Source organism: Rathayibacter tanaceti, from assembly GCF_009834165.1.
GTDB classification, from domain to species: domain Bacteria; phylum Actinomycetota; class Actinomycetes; order Actinomycetales; family Microbacteriaceae; genus Rathayibacter; species Rathayibacter tanaceti.
In genome coordinates this window covers 931,628-954,099 of the sequence record NZ_CP047186.1, presented here as the reverse complement: position 1 = coordinate 954,099, position 22,472 = coordinate 931,628, and the positions used below count along the sequence as shown (strand labels likewise).

The window sequence follows — 22,472 nt, the reverse complement described above, 5'->3', positions numbered from 1 at the left end:
GGTGTTCACGAGATCCGCGCGGAGGCAGCACAGGTGCTGGCCCCTCCGCGCGGCGCGGACTACGTCGACAGCAGTCGCGCCCCGTGCACCGGGCCCGCCACGCGCACCGCACGCAGACGCGCGGAGCTCAGCTCGAGCTGCAGATCGAGCGCAGCGTCGGCATCGGCGGCGAGGAACGCCACGGTCGGGCCGGAGCCCGACACCAGCCCGCCCAGGGCGCCGCGGCCCTCCCCGAGCTCGAGGATCCGCGCGAGCCCCGGCTGGAGGTGCAGAGCCGGCGCCTGGAGGTCGTTGTGCATCGCGTCGGCGAGCATGGCCGCGTCTCCGGCCCGCAGCGCCTGCAGCACGTTCGGGTCGATCGTGGGAGTCGCAGCGATCGGGCGGAAATCGTGCAGGTGCCGCTCGCGGTGCCGATCGAGCTCGCTGTACACCTCCGGGGTCGACAGCCCCTCCTCCGAGAGCACGATGACCCACTCGAAGCGGCCTTTCGCCAGCGCGGGGCTCAGCTCGTCACCCCGGCCGACTCCGACGGCGGTGCCTCCGGTGAACGAGAAGGGCACGTCGGCACCGAGACTCGCGGCGATACCGAGCAGCTGCTCGCGCGTGCAGGCTGTTCCCCAGAGCGCGTCACAGGCCAGGAGAGTCGCGGCCGCGTCGGCCGAGCCGCCGCCCATCCCGCCGGCGATCGGCACGTTCTTCTCGATCTCGAGGCGTACGCCGCCGCGGTAGCCGGTGGCACGGGCGAGAGCGCGGGCCGCCTTGATCGCGAGGTTGGAGCCGTCGACCGCGAGGGCGCTCGTGTCGATCGAGCCCGAGAACGAGACGGAGAAGTCCGAGGCCTCGCTCGCGAAGACGTCCTCGTAGAGCGAGAGCGACTGGAAGGCGGTGGCCAGTTCGTGGTACCCGTCATCGCGCACGGCGCCGACCTTGAGGAACACGTTGATCTTGCCGGGGGCCCGCGCGTGGACCCGGGTGGAGGTCTCGCGGTGGGCCATGCATCCACGCTACAGGGTGGTGGAGGCGCGCCTGTCCGCGTCCGAGAGCGCCCCCGCCTCGGCGTCGTCGAACCCTCCGTCGGTCCCCGCCAGGCGCCCGTCGGACGCCGCCAGCGACCCCTCCGGCACCGCGGCACCGCGCACCGGGACCCGCTCGGGATCGAGTGTCCGGCCCAGGCGGACGAACGCGGCGACGTCGAGTTCCTCTCCGCGAGCGGTCTGCGCCACCCCCGCCGATTCGAGCGCCGCGATGGCGGCAGCACTGTCTCCGAAGAGGGCGGCGAGCGACTGGCGGAGCATCTTCCTCCGCTGAGCGAAAGCTGCGTCGACGACCGCGAAGACCGCGCGGCGCAGGGTCTCGTCGCCGGGCTCCTCGTGGCGCTCGAACGAGACGAGCACGCTGTCGACATGGGGCACGGGCCAGAAGATCTGACGCGAGACCGTGCCGCCGGTCGACCACGAGCCGAACCAGGCGGCCTTCACGCTCGGCCCGCCGTACACCTTCGAGCCGGGGCCGGCCGCGAGGCGGTGGCCGACCTCGGACTGCACCATGACGACTCCGGACCGGATGCTGGCGAAGTGCTCGAGGAAGTGCAGCAGCACGGGCACCGAGATGTTGTACGGAAGGTTCGCGACCAGTCGCACGGGGTCCCCCGGCACGTCGAGGATCTTCATCGCGTCGGCCTGCACAACCGCGAGGTCGGCACCCGGCGCCATCAGCTCGACGGTCAGCGGCAGCTGCTCGGCCAGGCGCCGGTCGATCTCGACCGCGACGACCCGTGCCCCCGCCTCCAGGAGCCCCAGCGTGAGGGAGCCGAGCCCAGGGCCGACCTCGACCACGGTCTCGCCCGGCCGCACGCCGGCGAGCTTGACGATGCGGCGCACCGTGTTCGCGTCGTGCACGAAGTTCTGCCCGAGCTTCTTGGTGGGAGTGACCTCGAGCAGCGAGGCGAGATCGCGGATCTCCGCGGGGCCGAGCAGGCGCGGGACGCTCCCGGCGCTCGGCTCGGCGGCGTGACGGCCGCTCATGCGAGCGGCCCGACGGGCTCCGTCGGCTCGGCGCCGACCTGACCGCCCCACTCTCCGTACACCGCCTCCGTGTTGGAGGCGATCGTCGCCGCCAGGTGACCGACGTCGGTCTCGAGGGTCGCGGCCATCGAGCGCAGGGTGTGCGGGAGGAGGTAGGGCGCGTTGGGCCGCCCGCGGAACGGCGTCGGCGCGAGGTAGGGGGCGTCGGTCTCGACGAGGATGAGGTGGCGCGGAGTGGCTGCGAGCGCCTCTCGCAGCGGCGCGGCATTGGTGAAGCTGACTGTGCCCGCGAAGGAGAGGTACCAGCCCTCGTCGGCGCACATCCGGGCCATCTCGGCATCGCCGGAGAAGCAGTGGAAGACGGTGCGGTCGGGGGCACCCACCCGGCGGAGGGTGTCGATGACCTCGCGGTGCGCGTCGCGGTCGTGGATCTGGAGCGCGAGGTCGTGCTCCTTGGCGATGCGGATGTGCTCCTCGAAGGAGCGGAACTGAGCGGCCCGGCCGCTCTCGCCGGTGCGGAAGAAGTCGAGCCCGGTCTCGCCGATCGCCCGCACCCGAGGCTGCTCGGCGAGCTCGGCGATGACGGCGAGCGCGGCGTCGAGCGCGTCGCGCGCCTCCAACTCGGGGGCCTCGTTCGGGTGGATCGCGACGGCCGCGAGCATCCGCGGCTCGGAGGCCGCACGCTCGGCCGACCAGCGGCTGGTCTCGACGTCGGTGCCGACCTGGACGACACCGCGGACGCCGACCGTGGACGCTCGGTCGAGCTGCTCGCGGTAGTCGAGGGGGTCGAGACCGTCGGCGATCTCGAGGTGGGTGTGGTTGTCGTAGACGGGTACCACGAGGGCCTCGGGCAGCGGCGGGTACGTCAGGTCGCGGCCGGAGGCCGCCTCGCGGGCGCGGACGTGCTGGCTCTCGGTCATGCGCTCCAGGGTACCGGGAGGGCCGCGAGGGGGCGGGCGGGCCTGCTGCTGGTGAGCCAGAGTCGTGTTCGGCTCCGCGGGGACGATCGGGAATCCCGACCGCTCACGCGGCGAGCGCGGCGTCGAGCGCGGCCTGGATGTCCTCGATCCGCTCGAGCTGGATCGCTTCGCCGTTGACGAAGATGGTCGGGGTGCCCTGGACGCCCAGATCCACGCCCGCGTCAAAGTCGAATCGCACCCGCTCGAGAGTGGACGGGTCGGCGACGTCCGCGTCGTACTGCTCCATGTCCAGGCCCATCTCCTGGGCGAAGCCACGGAACACCTCGGCCTTCGAGTCCTGGCTCTCCCCCCAGCTCGCCTGCGTCTGGAACATCCGGTCGTACATCTCCTCGAACCGGTTCTGCCGAGCAGCCGCCTCGACGGCGACCGCTGCGTTCTCCGAATTCCGGTGGGAGGGGATGGGGAAGTACCGGGTTGCGAAGGTGACGCGGCCCGCGTACTCCTCGCGCAGCTGCTCGATCGTCGGGTAGACGGCCCCGCAGACCTCGCACTCGAAGTCGAGGAACTCCACGAGGGTCACCTTCCCGTCCTCCGCCTCATCGAGCACGTGAGTGTTCTGCGCCATGACGGGGGGCGCGGCGGCGAGCTCTTCTCGGGAGGGGGAGAACGGCCGGAACACAGCGATCGCGGCGACGACCGCGACGACGAGGAGAGCCGCGGCGATCGCGATCAGGTTGACCTTGGTGCTGGTTGTCACAGTGGTGCTTTCTGTCAGGGCCGGGGCCGGCACGACGGGAGGTGGGGTCGGGTCAGGGCCGGGAGGAGTCCGCGGCGGGATGTTCGTCCGCTTCACCGGGCGGAGGGGCCGGGGCATCGCGGACGGGTCCCGCACCGGCGGACGCTCGGAGCGGAGCGAGGGGTGCCGGAGGTCATGAGTGCCTAGACGAGGGTGGTGGTCTCGGTGGGCGGGTCGGAGAACCGCTGCACCGCCTCGACGATCACGTACCCGGCGACAGCGAAGAGCAGGATCCCGTTCGCCAGCGCCGCGAGCACCTCCAGGCGGTAGAAGCCGTAGGTGCGCTGCGAAGTCGCCGCGCGGGACGCGAGCGTGATAGCGGCCAAAGCCATGCCCAGCCCGAGAACGTCCGTGCCCATGTGCGCGGCATCGGAGATGAGGGCCAGCGAATCGAGGGAGAACCCGACGACGAACTCGACCACCATGTACGCCGCCGTGAGGCAGAACGCGACGACGAGCGGCCGGCGGTGCTTCCCGGCTGCGGAGACGGCGGAGCCGTGCGGGTGATCAGAGCCCACGACGCCCTCCGACCACACCTGATCGAACGAACGCGGGGACGGCCGCGCCTGCTCCTCGTCGGTGGCGCAGGTCTGCTTCAGGCGGCATGACGGGTGAGCCAGGCGTAGGGATCGATCGGATCGGTGCCGTTCTCCCACACCTCGAGGTGCAGATGAGGACCGGTGCTCTGCCCCGTGGACCCGACCGCGCCCAGGCGCTGGCCGGCCTTCACCGGTTGTCCTTCGGAGACGGCGAGGGACCCCCACTGCATGTGGGCGTAGAGGGTGCTCACCAGTTCGCCGCCGACGACATGGTCGATGACGGCGTAGTTGCCGAAGCCCGTGTCGGTCTCCCCGGTCTCCCGGACGATGCCGTCCGCGACCGAGCTGATCGGGGTCCCGGCGCCGGGTGTCATGTCGAGGCCTTTGTGGAAGGTGGAGCATCCGTCGCAGGGTGCCGTGCGCGGGCCGTAGTCGTCCGAGACGCGGACGCCGACCGGGAAGGGCCAGCGGACGGCGCTGCTGCCGATCTCGGCTCCGGTGGAGCCGGTCTCGGAGGCGGCGCCCGTGTCGTCATCGGTGGCCGTCTCGTCCTCGGCGGCCGCGGCGCTGTTCTGAGCGGTGATCTCGACGATGCGAGCGGGCGCTGCAGCGGCGGAGAAGTTGTCGCGGATGACGATGCTGTCCGGCAGGTCGGAGGCGACGAAGGCTTGAGCACCGACAGTGGTGGCGACCCCCGGAGTCGGCGCGGCGGCCTCGCTGGAGGGCGGAAGCAGGACGCCGGGGAGGGCCGAGACCGCGGCGAGCGCGAGTGCGGAGAAGGCAGCGGCCGCCGGCAGCACGCGACGAGCGGGTGGCGTTCGAGGCGGCCGCCGGAAGGAGCGTCGCAGAGGGGTGGCGTGCTGGCGCTCGAGAACGCGCGCGGCTCTGCGGCTGCCGGGAACGGGTGAGCGGAAAGGAGAGGAGTGGGGCATGGCGTGTCCAGGGTCTGCGGAAGGTCGGTCGACGGCGGGACCTGACACCGGTCGCGGGCGCGCGAAGGCGCGCCGGCCGACAGGGTCGTCAGATCGGCGTAATCGGCCTACAGCCGGAGGGGGACGCAGCTCGCGGCATGACTCGGCCGCACCCGCGCCGCGGGTGGGACAGCGTGCAGCGCCTTCGCCGGGGGTGCCGTGCTGGCGATGGCCCCCTGCCCGGGCCGCGCTCGGGCGGCGAGAGCGACGGCGGCGACGACGACCAGGCAGACAGCGGCGAGCATCGCGCACAGTTCCGCGAGTCCGCCGAGCGTCGCGGAATCCTCGACGCCCGGGACGCTCGCCGACGCCACCGGCGCGTCTGCGGCCGTGCCCGTGGACGCGGAGACGGACGTGGCGGGAAGAGCGTCGTGCAGGCGCTCCAGCGGGTGGCCGAGGAGAAGGGCGAGAGCCGTGACGACGACGAGGAGGACGAGAGCGAGGGTTCGCTGCGCACCGGCGCGCGGGGCGTCCGGGTGCGGGTTCGTCACGAGGGCGTCTTCCTGGTCGTGCGCGGAGCGCGCGGCGGAGCGGCGGGTGTCGACGTAGCGTACCAAGGGCGCCTGGTGGTGATCACCGGGCTCGACCCGGAAGGTCGGCTGTCGTCGGAACCGGGCGCGCCGGCGTCGCCATCGGCACTGGTGCGCGCGGCGCGGTCGCGCGGCGGGCGGCGCGGACGCCGTTGGCGATGATGACCACCTCGGCGAGCTCGTGCACGAGCACCACTCCCGCCAGGCCCAGCACTCCCGTGAGGGCGAGGGGGAAGAGGACGACGATCACGCCGAGCGCGAGCAGCAGGTTGGCAGTCATGATCCGGCGGCCCCGGCGCGCATGCAGGAGAGCGGCGGGAATCAGGCGCAGGTCGGTGCCGGTGAACGCGACGTCCGCGGACTCGATGGCGGCCGCGGATCCGGTCGCACCCAGGGCGATCCCGACGTCCGCACTCGCGAGCGCGGGGGCGTCGTTGATGCCGTCTCCGATCATCGCGACGCGGCGGTGCCTGCGGATCTGCTCGATCGACGCCGCCTTGTCCGCTGGTTTCTGCTCCGCGCGCACATCGGAGATCCCCGCCTCGCTCGCAATCGCGTGCGCGGTGCGGGTGTTGTCGCCGGTGAGCAGGAGAGTGCCGATGCGGTGGCGCTCGAGCTCCGCGATCGTCTCGGCCGCTTCAGGCTTGAGCTGGTCAAGTATCCCGATCACACCGAGCACGGTGCCTCCTCGCTCGACGACGACGGCCGTCATTCCGGCGCCCTCCATCGCTTCCAGCTGCACGGACAGGGCGCCGGCGGGCACCCAGCGGGGGCTGCCGACCCGCACCGGGACGCCAGCGAGAACACCGGTGATCCCGTCGCCGGGATGCTCCGTCACGTCCACCACCGGAGCAGGCGTCGAGGTGGCGGCGAGGATCGCTGCGGCGAGCGGGTGCGTGCTGTGCGCTTCGAGCGCGGCGGCGACCGCGAGCACGTCCTCGCGGGACGCACCGGCCGCAGTGGCGACGTCGGTGACGCTCGGGCGGCCCGCGGTGAGCGTGCCGGTCTTGTCGAACGCGACCACCTGCACCGTGCCCAGGCGCTCGAACGCCTCTCCGGACGTGATGATCAGCCCGAAGCGGCTGCCTGCACCGATCGCGGAGATGACCGTCACGGGTACCGCGATCGCCAGGGCGCACGGGGATGCAGCGACGAGCACGACGAGGGCTCGCTCGGTCCACGTCCCGGCGTCGCCGATCAGGACGCCGAACAGGGCGATGCCCGCGGCGAGCAGGAGCACGGCGGGCACGAGGGGCTTCGCGATGCGGTCAGCGAGCCGCGCACGATCGCCCTTGCGGGCGTGGGCCTGCTCGACCAGGTGCACGATCGTCGTCAGGGAGTTGTCGGTCCCCGCTGCAGTCGCTTCAACCTGGAGGGCGCCGCCGCCGTTGATCGAGCCGGCCGCGACGACATCGCCCGGATCGACCTCGACCGGGATCGACTCGCCCGTGATCGCGGAGGTGTCGATGCTGCTGCGTCCGGAGACGACCACACCGTCCGTCGCGATCCGGTCGCCGGGGCGCACGACGAGGACATCGAGCTCGCGCAGCTCACGCGCAGGGATCGTGACGTCACCGTGCAGGCGGGACACGATCGCGGTGGCCGGAAGCAGGTCCAGGAGGGCGCGCAGGCTCCCGCGGGCCTTGTCCATCGCGCGGTCCTCGAGCGCCTCCGCGATCGAGAAGAGGAATGCCAGGGCCGCCGCCTCGCCGATGTGGCCGAGGAGGACGGCGCCGACCGCGGCGATCGTCATCAGCAGGCCGACACCGAGAGTGCCGCGCAGCAGTCGCCGCACGGCGCCGGGCACGAACGTCGATGCGCCGGCGACCAGGCTCGCGCCGAGCACGATGGTCCCGGCGATGTCCAGCCCCGTCCACTCCAGGAGGTAGCCGACAAGCAGCAGGACGCCCGCAGCGAGCGGGATGAGGACGCTCCGGTCCTGCCACCACGGGACGAACTCCTCCGCGGAGTCACCGTCGTGGTCGTCGGCGTGCTGATCGTGGTCCGAGCCGGAAGGGCCGACGTGGTCGTGCCGCTCGCGCTCCGCAGACGCCGGGCGGGCGCGCCGACCCCCTTCGGACGGCGCCTCGTCGGCCGCACAGCACGCGTCCACCGCGCGGGGCGACCGCATCACGAGTGCGCGGCGCGGGGCGGCCGGCTCGTCCCCACCGCAGCACTCCGCGCTCACTCGGACACCCCGCAGCACAGCGGGACATCGCAGTCCTCGTCCGCGCACTCCACGCCGTCATCGACCGCGAGCACCACATCGACCATCGACGTCAACGCCTTCGACAGATGCGGATCCGCGATCTCGTAGCGAGTGCCGCGCCCCTCCGGGATCGCCACGACGATGCCGCATCCTCGCAGGCACGTCAGGTGATTCGACACGTTCGAGCGCGTCAACCCGAGAGTCTGCGCCAGCTCGCCGGGATGCCCGGGCTGCTCGATCAGGGACAGCAGAATCCGCGAGCGCGTCGGATCCGCCATCGCCCGACCCAAGCGGTTCATGACGTCGAGACGGGAGGCACTGGTCAGCATGCAGTGACTATACAGCGATGACTGACATGTCCACGGGACGGAGCCGGACGCACCACCACTCCGCTGCGACCCGACAGGCATACGGTCTCCGATGAGGAGCGCGGATGTCGCCGCTCCTCCGGCGCACAGAGGGCCTCAGCTTCGACCCCGCGATGCGACAGCACCGCTCGAGGAGCGGACGCTCAGGCGGCCGGCGCCTCGATCCGCGGGAAGAGCGGCGCGAGGGCGCCGACGGCCGTGCCGACGGGAAGGATGCCCCAGCGACCCGCCTCGCGCAGGGGCTGCGCGGTGAGCGCGCCCAGCGACTCCGCGACGCCCAGCGCCTCCCACAGGGCGGTCGTCGCCCGAGGAACGACCGGCGACAGCAGCACGGTGAGCGCCCGCAGCCCCTCCGTCGCGGTGTAGAGCACGGTGCCCAGACGCTCGCGGTCGCCGCGCTTGGCGAGCGCCCACGGCTCCTGCTCGGTGATGTAGCCGTTGAGTTCCTCGACGATGCTCCAGACGGCGGTGATGGCGTCGTGGATCGCGAGCGCCTCGATCGACCGGTCGGCCGAGACGACGGCCTCGGCGACGGTGCGCTGGATGCGCTCCTCCGAGGCGGTGAGCGCGCCCGGCTCGGGCACGACTCCCTCGTAGTAGCGGTGCAGCATCGCGATGACACGGGAGGCGAGGTTGCCGAAGCCGTTGGCGAGCTCGGACTGGTAGCGCGCCGACAGGTCCTCCCACGAGAACGAGCCGTCCTGGCCGAAGGTGATCGCCCGCAGGAAGTAGTAGCGGAACGCGTCGGAGCCGAAAGTGTCGGTGATCTGCTCGGGCGCGATGCCGGTGAGCTTCGACTTCGACATCTTCTCGCCGCCGACGAGCAGCCAGCCGTGCCCGAAGACCTGCTGGGGCACGTCGAGCCCGGCGGCCATGAGCATGGCCGGCCAGATCACCGCGTGGAAGCGGAGGATGTCCTTGCCGACGATGTGCGTCGCGGGCCAGCGGCGCGCGAACTCGGTCTCGTCCTGGCCGTAACCGACGGCGGTGATGTAGTTGAGCAGCGCGTCGAACCAGACGTACACGACGTGGGAGTCGTCCCACGGCACTTTCACGCCCCAGTCGAAGCTCGAGCGCGAGATCGACAGGTCGGCGAGGCCCTGGCGCACGAAGCTGACGACCTCGTTGCGCGCCGACTCGGGCTGCACGAAGTCGGGACGCTCCTCGTAGAGGGCGAGCAGGCGCTCGGTGTACTCGCTCATCTTGAAGAAGTAGTTCTTCTCGCTGAGCAGCTCGACCGGCTTGGAGTGGATCTTGCAGACGTACTGGCCGGCGTAGTCGCCGGCGCCCTCCTCGAGGTCGGACGGCTGCTTGTACTCCTCGCAGCCGACGCAGTAGTAGCCCTCGTACTCACCCGTGTAGATCGCGTCCTCGTCGTAGAGCTTCTGGAGGAACTTCTGGACATTGACCTCGTGCCGCGCGTCCGTGGTGCGGATGAAGTCGTCGTTCGCGATGTCGATCGTCTCGAGCAGCGGCTGCCAAGCGGTCGCGACGAGGCGGTCGGCCCACTCCTTGGGAGTCGTGCCGTTCGCGGTGGCGGTGCGGAGGATCTTCTGGCCGTGCTCGTCGGTGCCGGTCAGCAGCCAGGTGTCGTCTCCGGCCTGCCGGTGCCAGCGGGTGAGGACGTCGGCGGCGACCTCGGTGTACGCGTGCCCGATGTGCGGGACGTCGTTCACGTAGAAGATCGGGGTCGTGAGATAGAAGGAGGCGCCGTCGGACATGGCGACCATCCTATGGTTCGCGCGAGTCGCCGCCTCCCGTGTGACGGGAGCGACCGCGGCTGCCGGGTAGCCACCTCTGCTCGACCGAGCGACACCATGTCGCGGGACATGACGTCTGCTCAGCGGGCCTCCTAGCCTGGTCGCATCCACGACGCCGCTCGAGACGGAGACTCCCATGACGCACGCCGCGCCCACCTCGACCGATCCGCTGCTGCGCCGGCGCACCGCCCTCGCCGCCGCCTGGACCCTGCCGGTCATCGCTCTCGCCACCGCGACTCCCGCCGCCGCCGCGAGCGCGGCCGCGCGCTTCGACCTGCAGATGCAGAACTTCTCGGGCGACGACGGATCCTGGTACAACGACGACCGCACCCAGTACCTGCGCTACAACTCCTTCTTCTCGCCGACCGTCCGCAACGCCGGGCCCGACGCCGCGCCGGCCGGGACGGTCGTGGTCATGCGCTCGGACGACCGTGTCCTCGGCTCCCCGTCCCTGAGGGTGGCCGACGGCTCGGACATCCCCGCGAGCGCGATCGCGATCAGCGGGCCCGTCGTCGAGGGCAACCGCTCCACATTCACCGCCGTGATCTCGGTGCCGATCCCGGCCGGGGCCACCGTCCTGTTCTCCCCGCGGTTCGACCGGGTCCTCACCCAGGAGGACGCCTCCGCGATCCACGACCTCCGGGCGGCGTTCCCGGACCTGACCCCGCACTCCTTCTCGCTCTCCTCGCCGGCCGGCGCAGACGCCGATCCCTCGAACGACTCGATCTCGTGGTCGGCGGAGGTGGGCACGGTCGTCCCGTGGAACGGCGCGATCAGTGCCGAGTGGGCCTCTCTCACGACCGGGAGCTGCACCTACCCCTCCGTGAGCGCGTTGGTCGTCACCAGCACCGGAGCGAACGCCGTGCCGACCGGGACGCAGGTGTACTACTCCTTCGACACCCGCTTCGTCACCGCAGTGTCGGTCGCGTCCGCGACGATCGACGGCGCTCCGACCACGATGCGGCTGGGCGGCGTGGACACCCGGTCCACGAGCGGTTTCGCCTACTGGTTCACCACCGAGCCCGTGGCTCCGGGCTCCGTGCTGCGCATCGAGCTCGCCTCGGTCACGGATGCGTCGGCCACCGCGTCCAGCCCGGTCACCACAGCCTCGGGCGGGCTGGGCACGGACGTCAGCCAGAGCGACACCTCCGACGACTCGTTCCGCCGGGAGGGCACCTGCGCCTGAGCGGGCGTCAGCCGCGCCGGGAGGCGAGCGCCGCCTCGTAGAGCGCGCGGCGCGAGAGTCCGGTGATCTCGGCGACCTCGGCCGACGCCTCCTTCAGGCGCGAGCCGGCGGAGACGCGGGCGAGCACGTCGACCAGCGCGTCCTCGAGCGAGGCCTCGCGGACAGGAGCGCCCTCGACGACCAGGCAGATCTCGCCGCGCAGCCCGCCCGCCGCCCACTCCGCGAGCTCGGCGGCGGTGCCGCGGCGCACCTCCTCGAACATCTTGGTCAGCTCGCGGCAGACCACCACGCGACGCTCGGGGCCCATCGCCTCGACCAGGTCGGCGAGCGCGTCGCCGATGCGGTGCGGCGACTCAAAGAAGACCATGGTGCGGCGTTCGTCGGCGACACTGCGGAAGGTCGAGACGCGCTCGCCGTGACGGCGCGGCAGGAAGCCCTCGAAGCTGAACCGGTCGGTCGGCAGGCCGGAGACGGCGAGCGCCATCAGCACTGCCGAGGGGCCGGGGAGCGCCGTCACGGCGACTCCGGCCGCCACGGCCGCCTCCACGAGGTGGTACCCCGGGTCGGAGACGGTCGGCATGCCCGCGTCGCTGAGCACCAGGAGGTCCTCCTCGCGGGCGAGCTCTACCAGCTCGGCGGCGCGCTCGCGCTCGTTGTGGTCGTGCAGCGCGTAGAGCGCGGGGCGGTTCTCGACCCCCAGTGCGCGAAGGAGTTGGATCGTCACGCGGGTGTCCTCGGCGGCGATGTGGCGGGCGGAGGAGAGCGCCTCCACGAGCCTGCGGGAGGCGTCGCCGAGGTTTCCGATAGGCGTGCCGGCGAGGATGATCATGGGGCCAGTCTCCCAGGGCGCCGCTCCGCATCCCTCGGTGCGACGGCCGGACCGAGCGGGTCCGCCCTCGAGTTCGGGCATGCGGAGGCGGCCGGGGACGGGGGCTTCCCGCCGTTCGGACCTCGGTTCCGCGCACGCGGCGCAGTAGCGGCCGGCGGCGCGGGGACGCGCGGTTAGCATGGCCGGGTGACGGACCGACCGCAGCGCGACTTCGACGATCTGCTCCTCGACGCCGCCGGGTCGACGCGCTCCGTCCCGGTCGAGCCTGCGGAGGCGGCAGCGCCGCGCGAGCGGACGCCCTCCCCCGACGTGCCGCGCGGATCCTGGTTCGACGACCTGCACACGCGCCTCGTCGCCTCCCCCGCCCGCCGTCGGCTCTACGAGCTGGGTCTACCACTCGTCGTGGTGGCGCTGGCCGCGGTGCTGCGGCTGTGGAACCTCGGCCACCCGCGTTCGCTCGTCTTCGACGAGACGTTCTACGTCAAGGACGCCTGGACGCTCTGGAACCTGGGCTTCGAGGGCGCCTGGCCCGAGAGCCCGGACTCGGGCTTCGCGGCCGGCGACGTCGACACCTTCACCGGCGCACCCTCGTTCGTCGTCCATCCTCCGCTGGGCAAGTGGATCATCGGGCTCGGGATGGGCGCGCTCGGAGCCGACGACAGCGTGGGCTGGCGCCTCTCGACCGCGATCGTCGGGATCCTCGCCGTCGCGCTCGTGATCGCGATCGGCCGACTGCTGTTCCGCTCCACCGCCCTCGCCTCCCTGGCAGGCCTGCTCCTCGCCATCGACGGGCACGCGATCGTGATGTCGCGGGTCTCGCTGCTCGACGGGATCCTGATGTTCGTCGCCCTGTGCGGTGTGGCGGCCGTGCTGCTCGACCGGAGCTGGGCCGAGCTCCAGCTCGCGCGGAAGGTGGCGGCGGGGACCCTCCCGAGCTGGGGGCCCGTCCTGTGGTGGCGGCCGTGGCTGCTCGTCGCGGGGCTGCTGTTCGGGCTGGCCGCGGGAGTGAAGTGGACGGGGGTGTACTTCCTCGCGGCCTACGGGCTCTACGCGGTGGTCGTGGATGCGCTTCTGCGCCGCCGCGCGGGCGTGCCGTTCTGGGCGAGCGGGGCGATCCTCAAGCAAGGTCCGGTGACCTTCCTCCTGGTCGTGCCGATCGCCCTGGTCGCCTACGTGGGCACCTGGATGGGGTGGCTCCGGACCAGCGGCGGCTGGGCGCGCGACTGGGCGACGGAGGCGCCGGGCAACGCCTGGACCGGCGCCCTGGCCTGGGTGCCGCACTGGGCTCAGAGCCTCTGGCACTACCACGTGCAGATGTACGACTACTCGATCAATCTGCGCGCCTCGCACCCGTACGAGGCGAACCCGCTGACCTGGCTGTTGATGCTCCGGCCGACCAGCATGTACTTCGTCGACCAGGCGGGCGGAGTCGACGGCTGCACCGCCGGACGCTGCGACGAGGCGATCACCTCCGTCGCGAATCCGCTGATCTGGTACGCCGGCGTGCTCGCGCTCGCGTACCTCCTCTACCGCCTCGCCCGCTACCGCGAGTGGCGGGCCGGCTTCGTGCTGATGGGGATCGTCGCCGGCTACCTGCCGTGGCTGCTCTACCTCGACCGCACGGTGTTCCAGTTCTACTGCGTGGTGTTCGAGCCGTACATGATGCTGGCGCTGGCGCTGACGGCGGGGATCGTGATCGGCAGGCCGGGAGACGAGCGCAGGAGGCGCACCCGCGGGATCCTGCTGGTGCTCGTGTTCGGAGTCGCCGCCGCGGCGCTCACGGCCTACTTCCTCCCGCTGTGGACGGGGCATCAGACATCCTTCTCGTTCTGGCAGGCGCACATGTGGCTGCCCTCGTGGGTCTGATCGGGCGGCTGGGCCCGGGAGTCGCGGCCTGCGCACTCGCGGCGGTCGTCGCCGCCCTGGTGCACACAGCTGTGCCCGCCGTGCCGATGCTCACGGCGGCGGTGGTGCTCGGGATCCTCGTCGCGCAGCTGCCGGCGGCCCGCCCGCTCCTGGGAGGAGCGCTCGCGCCGGGCCTGAAGACCTCGTCACGCACGCTGATGCGAACGGGCATCGTGCTCCTCGGGCTCAAGCTCTCGCTCCTCGACATCGCGGCCCTGGGCTGGGAAGCGATCGCGGTCGTCGTCGGGATCGTGGTCGCCACCTTCGCCCTCACCTGGGCCCTCGGCCACGCGCTGCGGCTACCCGGGCGCGAGCCGGTGCTCCTCGCGGCCGGCTTCTCGATCTGCGGAGCCTCCGCGATCGGGGCGATGGCCGGAGCGACCCGGGCGAGGGACCAGGAGCAGGCGACTCCCGTCGCGCTGGTCACCCTCTGCGGCACACTCGCGATCGCGGTGCTCCCGGCGCTGCAGCAGCCGCTCGGGCTCTCGGATGTGCAGTTCGGCCACTGGGTGGGTGCCTCCGTGCACGATGTGGGCCAGGTGGTCGCGACGGCGCAGGTCGCCGGCGCCTCCGCCCTGGCGGTCGCGGTCGTGGTGAAGCTGACCCGCGTGGTGCTGCTCGCGCCGATGGTGGCGGTGGCCGCGGCCGTCACCCGCCGAGGTGGGGAGGAGGGAGGGTCGCGACCCGCGATCGTGCCGCTGTTCGTGGTCGGGTTCCTCGCGGCGGTGCTGCTGCGGACCGTCCTGCCGCTGCCGGACGGACTCCTCGCCGCAGCCGACACGGCGCAGACATGGCTCCTCGCGGCGGCTCTCTTCGCGCTCGGCAGTGCGGTGCGGGTGCGAGCGCTTTTGGCCACGGGCTGGCGGGCGCTGATCGTGGCGCTGGTCTCGTGGGCGGCGATCGCAGCGATGGGGCTGGCAGCGGTGCAGCTCGCGCTCTGAGCGGCACGGCGGGCGACGGGATCCGCTCTGTTACGGGATGCGTCCGAGCGGCACGACCATGTCGATGCTGACCGCTACCGTCGATCGCATGGCAGATCGCGAGTACGGCTTCAAGACGCGGGCAATCCACGCGGGGAACATCCCCGACCCGGTGACGGGGGCGCGGGCGCTGCCGATTTACCAGACGAGCGCGTTCGTCTTCGACGACACCTCCGATGCGGCCGCGCGGTTCGCGCTGCAGAAGTACGGCAACGTCTACTCACGCCTCTCGAACCCCACCGTCGCCTCGTTCGAGGAGCGGGTGGCCAGCCTTGAGGGCGGGCTCGGTGCCGTCGCCACCGCCTCCGGGCTCTCGGCGCAGTTCATCACCTTCGCGGCGCTGGTGGGAGCGGGCGACCACGTCGTCTCCTCCGCCAACCTCTACGGCGGCTCGATCACCCAGCTCGACGTGACCCTGCGGCGCTTCGGAGTCGACACCACCTTCGTGCGCTCGAGCGACCCGGCCGATTACGCGGCCGCGATCACCCCCGCAACCAAGGTGCTCTACGCCGAGACGATCGCGAACCCCTCCGGCGAGATCGCCGACATCGAGGGTCTCGCCGCCGTCGCGCACGCCGCAGGCATCCCGCTGATCATCGACTCGACGGTCGCGACCCCCTATCTCGTGCGTCCCATCGAGTGGGGCGCCGACATCGTCATCCACTCGGCCACGAAGTTCCTCGGCGGGCACGGCACCACGCTCGGCGGTGTCGTCGTCGAATCGGGGCGGTTCCACTACTCCCGCGAGAAGTTCCCGCTGCTGCACGACCCGGTCGCCTCCTACGGAGACCTGTCGTGGGACGGCAACTTCGGTGAGTACGGCTTCCTCACCCGGCTGCGCGCCGAACAGCTGCGCGACATCGGGCCGGTCCTGGCCCCGCACTCGGCGTTCCTGCTCGCGCAGGGCGTCGAGACACTGCCGTACCGGATCCAGGCGCACGTCGACAACGCCCGCCGCGTCGCCGAGTGGCTCGACACCGATCCCCGCATCGAGGCGGTCTACTGGGCGGGCCTCTCCGGACACCCGCACCACGACCGCGCGCAGAAGTACCTGCCGAAGGGTCCGGGCTCGGTGTTCAGCTTCGTCGTGAAGGGCGGCCGCGCAGTCGGTCAGACCTTCATCGAGTCGGTCGACCTCGCCAGCCACCTGGCCAACATCGGCGATGCGAAGACGCTGGTCATCCATCCCGCCTCGACGACCCACGCGCAGCTCACCGAGGAGCAGCTGCTGCACGCGGGCGTCCTGCCGGGCCTCGTCCGCCTGTCCGTCGGCATCGAGGACGCGGACGACATCATCTACGACCTCGATCAGGCACTCGACCGCGCGCTCGAGAAGCACGGCACCCCGGAGGCTCCCACCGAGCTGCCCGCCGACACGACGACCACCCTGCACACCCCGGCCGTGGAGGTCTGAGCATGAGCACCACCGAGACCGTCGTCCAGCTCTCCAACGGGCTGAGCTGCTCCGTCCCCGCCGACTCTCCTCTCGCGAAGACTCTGCGGTCGCAACGCACGTGGGTCGGCCCCGACGCGCGGGCGCGCCTGGACATCCTCCGGCGGGCGAAGACCGTCGCGATCGTGGGAGCCTCGCCCAACCCGGCGCGCTCCTCCTACTTCGTCGCCACCTACCTGCAGCAGTCGAGCGACTACGAGCTGTACTTCGTGAACCCGAACGCCACCGAGATCCTGGGGCAGCCGGTCTACCGCAGCCTCGCCGATCTCCCGGTGGTCCCCGACATCGTCGACGTCTTCCGCAGAGCGAGCGACATCCCCTCGGTGATCGACGATGTGCTCGCGATCGGCGCGCCCACGGTGTGGGTGCAGCTGGGCATCTGGAATCAGGAGGCGGCCGAGTACGGCGAGTCGAAGGGCCTGACCGTGGTGATGGACCGCTGCATCAAGGTCGAGCACGCCCGGTTCCACGGCGGGCTGCACCTGCTGGGCTTCGACACCGGCCAGATCTCGGCCCGCAAGACGCTGCGCTAGGTCCATCTCCGCGAGATGCCACTTGTGCACGCCTCTCCCGGCGTGTCGCGTACACAAGTGGCATCTCGCGGCAGGGATCAGTCGCCCTTCACATTCACGAGCTGGCGGAGGGTGTGTCGCACCTCCACCAGGTCGGCCGCGTCGGCCAGCACCCGGTCGATCGGCTTGTAGGCCGCAGGGATCTCGTCGATGAAGGCGTCGGTGTCGCGGTACTCGATCCCCTCCATCGCCTCCCGGAGCTGATCCCGGGTGAAGGTGCGGCGCGCGGCGGACCGTGAGTACTCTCGACCGGCTCCGTGCGGCGAGGAGTTCAGCGAGAGCGCGTTCCCCCGGCCGACCACCACGTACGACGCGGTCCCCATCGACCCGGGGATGAGCCCCGGCCGCCCCGCATCCGCCTGGATTGCGCCCTTCCGGCTGACCCATACGTCCCGGCCCCAGTGCCGCTCCTTCTCGGTGAAGTTGTGGTGGCAGTTGATCCGCTCCGCCTCCTCCACCTCGCGGCCGAGCCACTCGGAGAGCTGCCGGACGACGCGGTCCATCATCTCCTCGCGGTTCAGCAGGGCGAAGTGCTGTGCCCAGCGCAGCTCGGCGATGTAGCGGTCGAATTCGGCTGTGCCCTCGACGAGGTAGGCGAGGTCGGAGTCGGGCAGGGTGATCCAGTGGCGCGCGCAGTATTCGCGGGCGACTCGGATGTGCGCGGTCGCGATCCGGTTGCCGACTCCGCGGGACCCCGAGTGCAGGAACAGCCAGACGGTGTCCGTCTCGTCGACGCTCACCTCGATGAAGTGGTTGCCGCTGCCGAGTGTGCCCACCTGGAGCCGCCAGTGCTTCGCGCGGCTGTCGGGATCGACGCCGGCCCGGGCGGCGAGTACCTCCAGCTCCGCGATGCGCGGTTCGGCGGTGGCGACGACCCTCCGGTTGGCGGCGCCGGCCGAGAGGGGGACGGCGCGTTCGATCTGCTGCCGGAGCTCGCCGAGGTCGCGGCCCGTGAGGTCGTCGCGGGTGAAGCGGGTCCGCACGGCGATCATGCCGCAGCCGATGTCGACGCCGACGGCGGCCGGGATGATCGCAGCGTCCGTCGGGATGACGGAGCCGACGGTCGCGCCGAGTCCGAGGTGGGCGTCGGGCATGAGTGCCAGGTGGGGGAAGACGAACGGCATGCGGGAGGCCGTGAGGGCCTGCTCGCGTGCGTTGTCGTCCAGGATGCTCGCCCAGGAGACGAGTCGATCGGTGATCCTCTGCATGGTCCTTCCTCCGATGAGGTTCCGGCGGTCGCCGGGGTTGGGGTGGAGACGCGTTCCATGCGGCGGGATGCCGCGGACCGGTCGTGCGTCGCCTCCCCTGCAGAGGAGCGCGGGCGGGAAGGGTCCTCAAACGTATGTCGTCCGGGGCCCTCGGCGGGTGCTAAGGGTGCCGGACGACGGGCTGGAGTTCTGCCTGCGAGCGCTTCGAGCGCTCGATCATCGGCTGGAGCCGACGGTCAGCCGGGAGCGGCATGCTGCGGTACTGGTGCACGGCGCGCTCCCTCCAGGTGTCGATCGCGCACTCCGGCGGTGCGCCCGGCGAAACTAGCAGCCCGGGCGTGTCGCGGGCAAGCCGGGCGTGTCGCCACTACCGGACGTGGGCGCAGTCTGGCGCGCGGAGCACGCGCCCACCTCCCCCGCGCGACGGAGACGCCTCCGCATTGCGTGGACGCTCTCTGGATGCTGCATCCCAAAGCCGTCGGACCGGCGACGCGCAGGAGTAGGCCTGAAGGGCAAGGAGAAACGACTCTCCAGATCGTGACAACGAATCCGGCCGCATCACGGCCATGAAGAGGTGTACGAACGATGAGACAGTCCACTTCCACCCCCGACTTCACCGCACACGAGTCCCGCCGCCCGCGGGGCCGCCTGCTGATCGCCGGAGTCGCGTGCGGCGCTCTGGCCTTCGGATCGCTGGCCACAGCGCCGATGGCGTTCGCCGCCCCCGCGCAGGTGTCCGCCGTCTCGGCCGCCGCGGCCGCCTGGCCCGTCGTCGCGCAGGGCGAGAACAGCGCCAATGTGCGCACGCTCCAACACCTGCTGACGGCCGCCGGGCAGCCGGTCGACGCCGACGGGATCTTCGGCAGCGGCACGGCCGCCGCGGTCACCGCCTTCCAGAGTGCCCGCGGACTCTCGGCCGACGGGATCGTCGGCGAGCAGACGTGGTCGGCGCTCATCACGACGGTGTCCTCCGGAGACTCCGGCGACGCGGTCACGGCGCTCCAGGTGCAGCTGAACAAGACCGGCGCGGGCCTGACCGTCGACGGCCAGTTCGGAGCTGCGACGCGCGCCGCCGTCGAGAGCTTCCAGTCGGCAGCCGGGCTCACGGTCGACGGCGTCGCCGGACCGCAGACCTGGCAGTCGCTCGTCGGATCCGGCTCGGGGACGACTCCCGAGCCCGGCCAGCCGGGTGAGACCTTCGCCACCCTGAGCGACGAACAGCTCTCGAACGTCCGCACGATCATCGCCGAGGGCAAGGCCGCAGGCGTCCCCGAGTACGGCTGGGTGATCGCCATCGCCACGGCGATGCAGGAGTCGCGCCTGCGCAACCTCACGGGCGGCGATCGCGACTCGGTCGGGCTCTTCCAGCAGCGGCCCTCGGCCGGCTGGGGCAGCGCCTCGGAGCTGGTCGACCCGGTGTACGCGTCGCGTGCGTTCTACGGCGCGGCGAACAGCCCGACGAGCAACAGAGGGCTGCTCGACGTGCCGGACTGGCAGTCTCTGTCGGTGACCCAGGCCGCGCAGGCGGTGCAGGTCTCCGCCTATCCGGACGCCTACGCCCAGTGGGAGACCCTGGCCCGTGAGGCCGTCGCGAGCGAGGGATGAGAACCATGACCATGATGACCACGGGCACCACGACCACGGGCACCACGACCACCGAGGCGACGACCGCTGGAGGGCGCAGCCTCCGAGCCCGCGTCCTCGCGATCGTCACCGCACTCCTGCTCGCCGTCGGCTTCGTCGCCGGAGGGACCGCGAGCGCCCAGGCCGCCGACTGGCCGGTGCTCTCCTCCGGTTCCACGGGCGACGATGTGACGACGGCGCAGTACCTGCTCCGCGGCTCCGGGCAGTCGCTCGATGTCGACGGTGCCTTCGGGCCGGGGACGGCGGCCGCCGTGACGGCCTTCCAGTCCGCGAAGGGGCTCGCCGCTGACGGCGTGATCGGCCAGGCGACCTGGGGCGCCCTCACCGTGACCGTCCAGAGCGGGTCCTCGGGTGATGCCGTGCGCGCCGCGCAGACTCAGCTGAACGCGAACGGCTCCTCGCTCGCCGTCGACGGCGTCTTCGGGGCGGGTACCGCCTCCGCCGTGACGAGCTTCCAGGGCTCTGCAGGCCTGACGGCCGACGGGATCGTCGGGCCGGCCACCTGGAAGGCGCTGATCGCGGGCACCGGCGGAGGCACCACTCCCCCGCCGAGCGGCGGCGCGGCCGCCACCGCCCAGGCGATCCTCGACAACCCGGGAATCGAGCTGTACGAACTCGGCGACGACAAGGCCTCGAGCTCGCTGTCCAACGTCCGCGACACCGCGGCGGGACAGCCCGCGAAGACGAGCCCCTTCGGCGATGTCGGCGTGACCGACGTGGCCCTGGATCCCGCGATGCTCGACGGCCTGCTCGCGCTGAACACCGAGTACGGCTTCGACCTCCGCGTCACCTCGATCGCCGGTGAGGACCACTCCAGCACCTCGCGCCACTACACGGGGCACGCGGTCGACATCGACCGCATCGACGGAGTGACGGTCTCGGGCGGTGCGGACCACACGGCCGTGCAGAACGCGTGCTCGGCCTTGGGCGCGACGCTCACGCTCGGCCCCGGTGACCCCGGCCACTCGGACCACGTGCACTGCGAGTGGTGACCCGGGCGGAGCGCTGAGCTCCTCCTGACCACCGGCTCGAGGGGGCGGGCGCCCGTCACGGCGCCCGCCCCCTCCGCTGCGCCCCGCGCCGTCCCCGACCCGGGCGTACTCTCAGTGGATGAGTGCCTACGTCTCCGTCCTGGACCTGTTCAGCGTCGGGATCGGCCCGTCCAGCTCCCACACCGTCGGGCCGATGCGCGCGGCGCTCGCCCTCGCCGAGCGGGTCCGCGAGGCCGGGTTCCTCGGGCGAGTGACCCGGGTGGGCTGCACGCTCTACGGTTCGCTGGGCTCCACCGGGATCGGCCACGGGACTCCCGACGCCGTCGTCGCCGGACTCTCAGGGCTCGACCCGGAGACCTGCGAACCCGACCGGGTGCGCGGAGCGTGGCAGCGGCTCGGCGAGGACGGCGCGATCCTGCTGGCGGGCGAGCAGAGCCTTGCGATGACCCGCGACGACATCGTCTTCGAGCCCCGCACCCGCCTGCCGGAGCACCCGAACGCCCTGACCTTCAGCGTCTGGGTCGGCGAGGACGCGCTGCCGGTGTGGGAAGAGACGTACTACTCCATCGGCGGCGGTTTCATCCGCAGGGCCGGAGAGCGCGCGGAACTCGCGGCCCTCGCGCCGCACCCGCACCCCTTCGTGTCGGGGCTCGATCTGCTGGCGACCTGCGACCGCACGCGTTCGAGCATCGCGGATGTCGCGGCCGCGAACGAGCGGGCTCTGCATCCGGCGATCGACCTCGACGCCCGCCTCGACCGCATCTGGGACGCCATGGCAGCGTGCGTCGAGCGCGGCCTCGAGACCGACGGCGTGCTCCCCGGCGGCCTGGGCGTGCGGCGGCGCGCGTCCGTGCTGCGTCAGCGCCTCGAGGCCTTCGAGGAGGATCCGCTCGACCGCGCCCGTGCGACCTCGGTCGAGTGGCTGCACGCGTTCGCGCTGGCCGTCAATGAGGAGAACGCGGCCGGCGGGCGCGTGGTCACGGCGCCCACCAACGGAGCCGCCGGCATCATCCCGGCGGTAGCGCACTACTACCTCCGCTTCGTTCCGGGGGCGGACCGCGCCGGTATCCGCAGGTTCCTCCTGACGGCGACCGCCCTCGGCTCGCTCTGCAAGACCAATGCGTCGATCTCGGGAGCGGAGGCGGGCTGCCAGGGCGAGGTCGGCTCGGCCTGCGCGATGGCGGCCGGCGCGCTCTGCGCCGTGCTCGGAGGCTCGCCCCGACAGGTCGAGAACGCCGCGGAGATCGCGATGGAACACCACCTCGGGCTCACCTGCGATCCGGTCGGCGGGCTGGTGCAGATCCCTTGCATCGAGCGGAACGCCATCGCCTCGTCGACCGCGGTGAGTGCCGCCCGGCTCGCACTCCACGGCGACGGCGATCACCGCGTCTCGCTCGACGCGGTGATCGAGACCATGCGCCAGACCGGCATCGACATGTCCTCGAAGTACAAGGAGACGAGCGAGGGCGGGCTGGCCGTCAACGTCATCGAGTGCTGACGCACCGCCGCGCGGTCGGCCCGGTGCGCATGAAGCTCCGTGACGCAGGGGGGCGCGGATGTCGGCGGTCCGCCCTAGCGTGGGACGG

Annotated in this window: 19 protein-coding genes and 1 pseudogene; 8 read left to right on the top strand and 12 right to left on the bottom strand. The window is 71.8% G+C overall.

Translation table 11 applies throughout. The features are described from left to right. Nucleotides 1-59: 59 nt before the first annotated feature. The 10 genes and pseudogenes from GSU10_RS04525 to metG form a co-directional block, all read right to left on the bottom strand. A complete protein-coding gene (locus GSU10_RS04525) occupies nt 60-995 on the bottom strand; it encodes a 4-(cytidine 5'-diphospho)-2-C-methyl-D-erythritol kinase (RefSeq protein WP_068211798.1) in 936 nt (311 codons plus the stop codon). 174 nt (nt 996-1,169) lie between these two features. After that, nucleotides 1,170-2,024, bottom strand: a pseudogene (gene rsmA, locus GSU10_RS04520) (16S rRNA (adenine(1518)-N(6)/adenine(1519)-N(6))-dimethyltransferase RsmA); the annotation flags it as partial. Next, nucleotides 2,021-2,944, bottom strand: a complete 924-nt coding sequence (locus GSU10_RS04515) for a TatD family hydrolase (protein ID WP_132504512.1) — start codon at nt 2,942-2,944, stop codon at nt 2,021-2,023. The pseudogene rsmA and the gene GSU10_RS04515, both read right to left, overlap by 4 nt. Nucleotides 2,945-3,047: 103 nt before the next feature. Continuing rightward, nucleotides 3,048-3,701, bottom strand: coding sequence for a DsbA family protein (locus GSU10_RS04510; RefSeq protein ID WP_068211800.1), 654 nt, complete (start codon nt 3,699-3,701; stop codon nt 3,048-3,050). 182 nt (nt 3,702-3,883) lie between these two features. After that, nucleotides 3,884-4,258: a cation diffusion facilitator family transporter gene (locus tag GSU10_RS04505; RefSeq protein ID WP_082845191.1), complete on the bottom strand. Its 375-nt coding sequence runs from the start codon at nt 4,256-4,258 to the stop codon at nt 3,884-3,886. Nucleotides 4,259-4,335: 77 nt separating this feature from the next. Next, nucleotides 4,336-5,079, bottom strand: a complete 744-nt coding sequence (locus GSU10_RS04500) for a M23 family metallopeptidase (RefSeq protein WP_082845187.1) — start codon at nt 5,077-5,079, stop codon at nt 4,336-4,338. Nucleotides 5,080-5,318: 239 nt separating this feature from the next. Beyond that, entirely contained in the window at nt 5,319-5,807 is a 489-nt protein-coding gene (locus tag GSU10_RS04495) for a hypothetical protein (protein WP_068211801.1), read from the bottom strand. A 16-nt stretch (nt 5,808-5,823) separates the two neighbouring features. Beyond that, nucleotides 5,824-7,911 carry a heavy metal translocating P-type ATPase gene (locus GSU10_RS04490; protein WP_132504508.1) on the bottom strand — a complete coding sequence of 696 codons (2,088 nt, stop codon included), beginning with the start codon at nt 7,909-7,911 and terminating at the stop codon, nt 5,824-5,826. Nucleotides 7,912-7,964: 53 nt separating this feature from the next. After that, nucleotides 7,965-8,318: a Cd(II)/Pb(II)-sensing metalloregulatory transcriptional regulator CmtR gene (cmtR, locus tag GSU10_RS04485; RefSeq protein WP_068211556.1), complete on the bottom strand. Its 354-nt coding sequence runs from the start codon at nt 8,316-8,318 to the stop codon at nt 7,965-7,967. Nucleotides 8,319-8,500: 182 nt separating this feature from the next. Continuing rightward, nucleotides 8,501-10,078 carry a methionine--tRNA ligase gene (gene metG, locus GSU10_RS04480; RefSeq protein WP_068211553.1) on the bottom strand — a complete coding sequence of 526 codons (1,578 nt, stop codon included), beginning with the start codon at nt 10,076-10,078 and terminating at the stop codon, nt 8,501-8,503. Between the two features lie 175 nt (nt 10,079-10,253). On the opposite strand from metG, the gene GSU10_RS04475 reads away from it, so the two are divergent. Then, nucleotides 10,254-11,303: a hypothetical protein gene (locus GSU10_RS04475; protein WP_068211551.1), complete on the top strand. Its 1,050-nt coding sequence runs from the start codon at nt 10,254-10,256 to the stop codon at nt 11,301-11,303. Between the two features lie 7 nt (nt 11,304-11,310). Here GSU10_RS04475 and rsmI read toward each other — a convergent pair whose 3' ends face one another. After that, a complete protein-coding gene (gene rsmI / locus GSU10_RS04470; protein ID WP_068211548.1) occupies nt 11,311-12,132 on the bottom strand; it encodes a 16S rRNA (cytidine(1402)-2'-O)-methyltransferase in 822 nt (273 codons plus the stop codon). A 186-nt stretch (nt 12,133-12,318) separates the two neighbouring features. Here rsmI and GSU10_RS04465 point away from each other — a divergent pair, with 186 nt between their 5' ends. The 4 genes from GSU10_RS04465 to GSU10_RS04450 all read left to right on the top strand — a co-directional run bounded on the left by GSU10_RS04465 (nt 12,319) and on the right by GSU10_RS04450 (nt 17,003). Continuing rightward, a complete protein-coding gene (locus GSU10_RS04465) occupies nt 12,319-13,998 on the top strand; it encodes a dolichyl-phosphate-mannose--protein mannosyltransferase (RefSeq protein ID WP_236713617.1) in 1,680 nt (559 codons plus the stop codon). Further along, a complete protein-coding gene (locus GSU10_RS04460; RefSeq protein ID WP_068211545.1) occupies nt 13,977-14,978 on the top strand; it encodes a YeiH family protein in 1,002 nt (333 codons plus the stop codon). Before GSU10_RS04465 ends, GSU10_RS04460 begins: the two co-directional genes overlap by 22 nt. Before the next feature lie 88 nt (nt 14,979-15,066). Then, nucleotides 15,067-16,431, top strand: a complete 1,365-nt coding sequence (locus GSU10_RS04455) for an O-acetylhomoserine aminocarboxypropyltransferase/cysteine synthase family protein (RefSeq protein ID WP_082845164.1) — start codon at nt 15,067-15,069, stop codon at nt 16,429-16,431. A gap of 2 nt (nt 16,432-16,433) precedes the next feature. Then, nucleotides 16,434-17,003 carry a CoA-binding protein gene (locus tag GSU10_RS04450; protein WP_068211541.1) on the top strand — a complete coding sequence of 190 codons (570 nt, stop codon included), beginning with the start codon at nt 16,434-16,436 and terminating at the stop codon, nt 17,001-17,003. 77 nt (nt 17,004-17,080) lie between these two features. Here GSU10_RS04450 and GSU10_RS04445 read toward each other — a convergent pair whose 3' ends face one another. Further along, entirely contained in the window at nt 17,081-18,250 is a 1,170-nt protein-coding gene (locus tag GSU10_RS04445; protein ID WP_068211533.1) for an RtcB family protein, read from the bottom strand. Between the two features lie 585 nt (nt 18,251-18,835). Between GSU10_RS04445 and GSU10_RS04440 the strand changes: the two genes are divergently transcribed. The 3 genes from GSU10_RS04440 (at nt 18,836) to GSU10_RS04430 (ending at nt 22,384) form a co-directional block, all read left to right on the top strand. After that, nucleotides 18,836-19,855, top strand: coding sequence for a peptidoglycan-binding domain-containing protein (locus GSU10_RS04440; protein WP_082845163.1), 1,020 nt, complete (start codon nt 18,836-18,838; stop codon nt 19,853-19,855). Nucleotides 19,856-19,860: 5 nt separating this feature from the next. Continuing rightward, nucleotides 19,861-20,886: a peptidoglycan-binding protein gene (locus GSU10_RS15300; RefSeq protein WP_241972891.1), complete on the top strand. Its 1,026-nt coding sequence runs from the start codon at nt 19,861-19,863 to the stop codon at nt 20,884-20,886. Nucleotides 20,887-21,004: 118 nt separating this feature from the next. Continuing rightward, nucleotides 21,005-22,384 carry an L-serine ammonia-lyase gene (locus GSU10_RS04430; RefSeq protein WP_132504506.1) on the top strand — a complete coding sequence of 460 codons (1,380 nt, stop codon included), beginning with the start codon at nt 21,005-21,007 and terminating at the stop codon, nt 22,382-22,384. Nucleotides 22,385-22,472: the final 88 nt, after the last annotated feature.

Excerpts from the sequence above, each read along its gene's own strand:
- GSU10_RS04525 (WP_068211798.1), bottom strand. The coding sequence starts at position 995 with ATGGCCCACCGCGAGACCTCCACCCGGGTCCACGCGCGGGCCCCCGGC.
- GSU10_RS04515 (WP_132504512.1), bottom strand. The coding sequence starts at position 2,944 with ATGACCGAGAGCCAGCACGTCCGCGCCCGCGAGGCGGCCTCCGGCCGC.
- GSU10_RS04490 (WP_132504508.1), bottom strand. The coding sequence starts at position 7,911 with ATGCGGTCGCCCCGCGCGGTGGACGCGTGCTGTGCGGCCGACGAGGCG.
- cmtR (WP_068211556.1), bottom strand. The coding sequence starts at position 8,318 with ATGCTGACCAGTGCCTCCCGTCTCGACGTCATGAACCGCTTGGGTCGG.
- metG (WP_068211553.1), bottom strand. The coding sequence starts at position 10,078 with ATGTCCGACGGCGCCTCCTTCTATCTCACGACCCCGATCTTCTACGTG.
- GSU10_RS04475 (WP_068211551.1), top strand. The coding sequence starts at position 10,254 with ATGACGCACGCCGCGCCCACCTCGACCGATCCGCTGCTGCGCCGGCGC.
- rsmI (WP_068211548.1), bottom strand. The coding sequence starts at position 12,132 with ATGATCATCCTCGCCGGCACGCCTATCGGAAACCTCGGCGACGCCTCC.
- GSU10_RS04455 (WP_082845164.1), top strand. The coding sequence starts at position 15,067 with ATGGCAGATCGCGAGTACGGCTTCAAGACGCGGGCAATCCACGCGGGG.
- GSU10_RS04450 (WP_068211541.1), top strand. The coding sequence starts at position 16,434 with ATGAGCACCACCGAGACCGTCGTCCAGCTCTCCAACGGGCTGAGCTGC.
- GSU10_RS04445 (WP_068211533.1), bottom strand. The coding sequence starts at position 18,250 with ATGCAGAGGATCACCGATCGACTCGTCTCCTGGGCGAGCATCCTGGAC.
- GSU10_RS04440 (WP_082845163.1), top strand. The coding sequence starts at position 18,836 with ATGAGACAGTCCACTTCCACCCCCGACTTCACCGCACACGAGTCCCGC.
- GSU10_RS15300 (WP_241972891.1), top strand. The coding sequence starts at position 19,861 with ATGACCATGATGACCACGGGCACCACGACCACGGGCACCACGACCACC.
- GSU10_RS04430 (WP_132504506.1), top strand. The coding sequence starts at position 21,005 with ATGAGTGCCTACGTCTCCGTCCTGGACCTGTTCAGCGTCGGGATCGGC.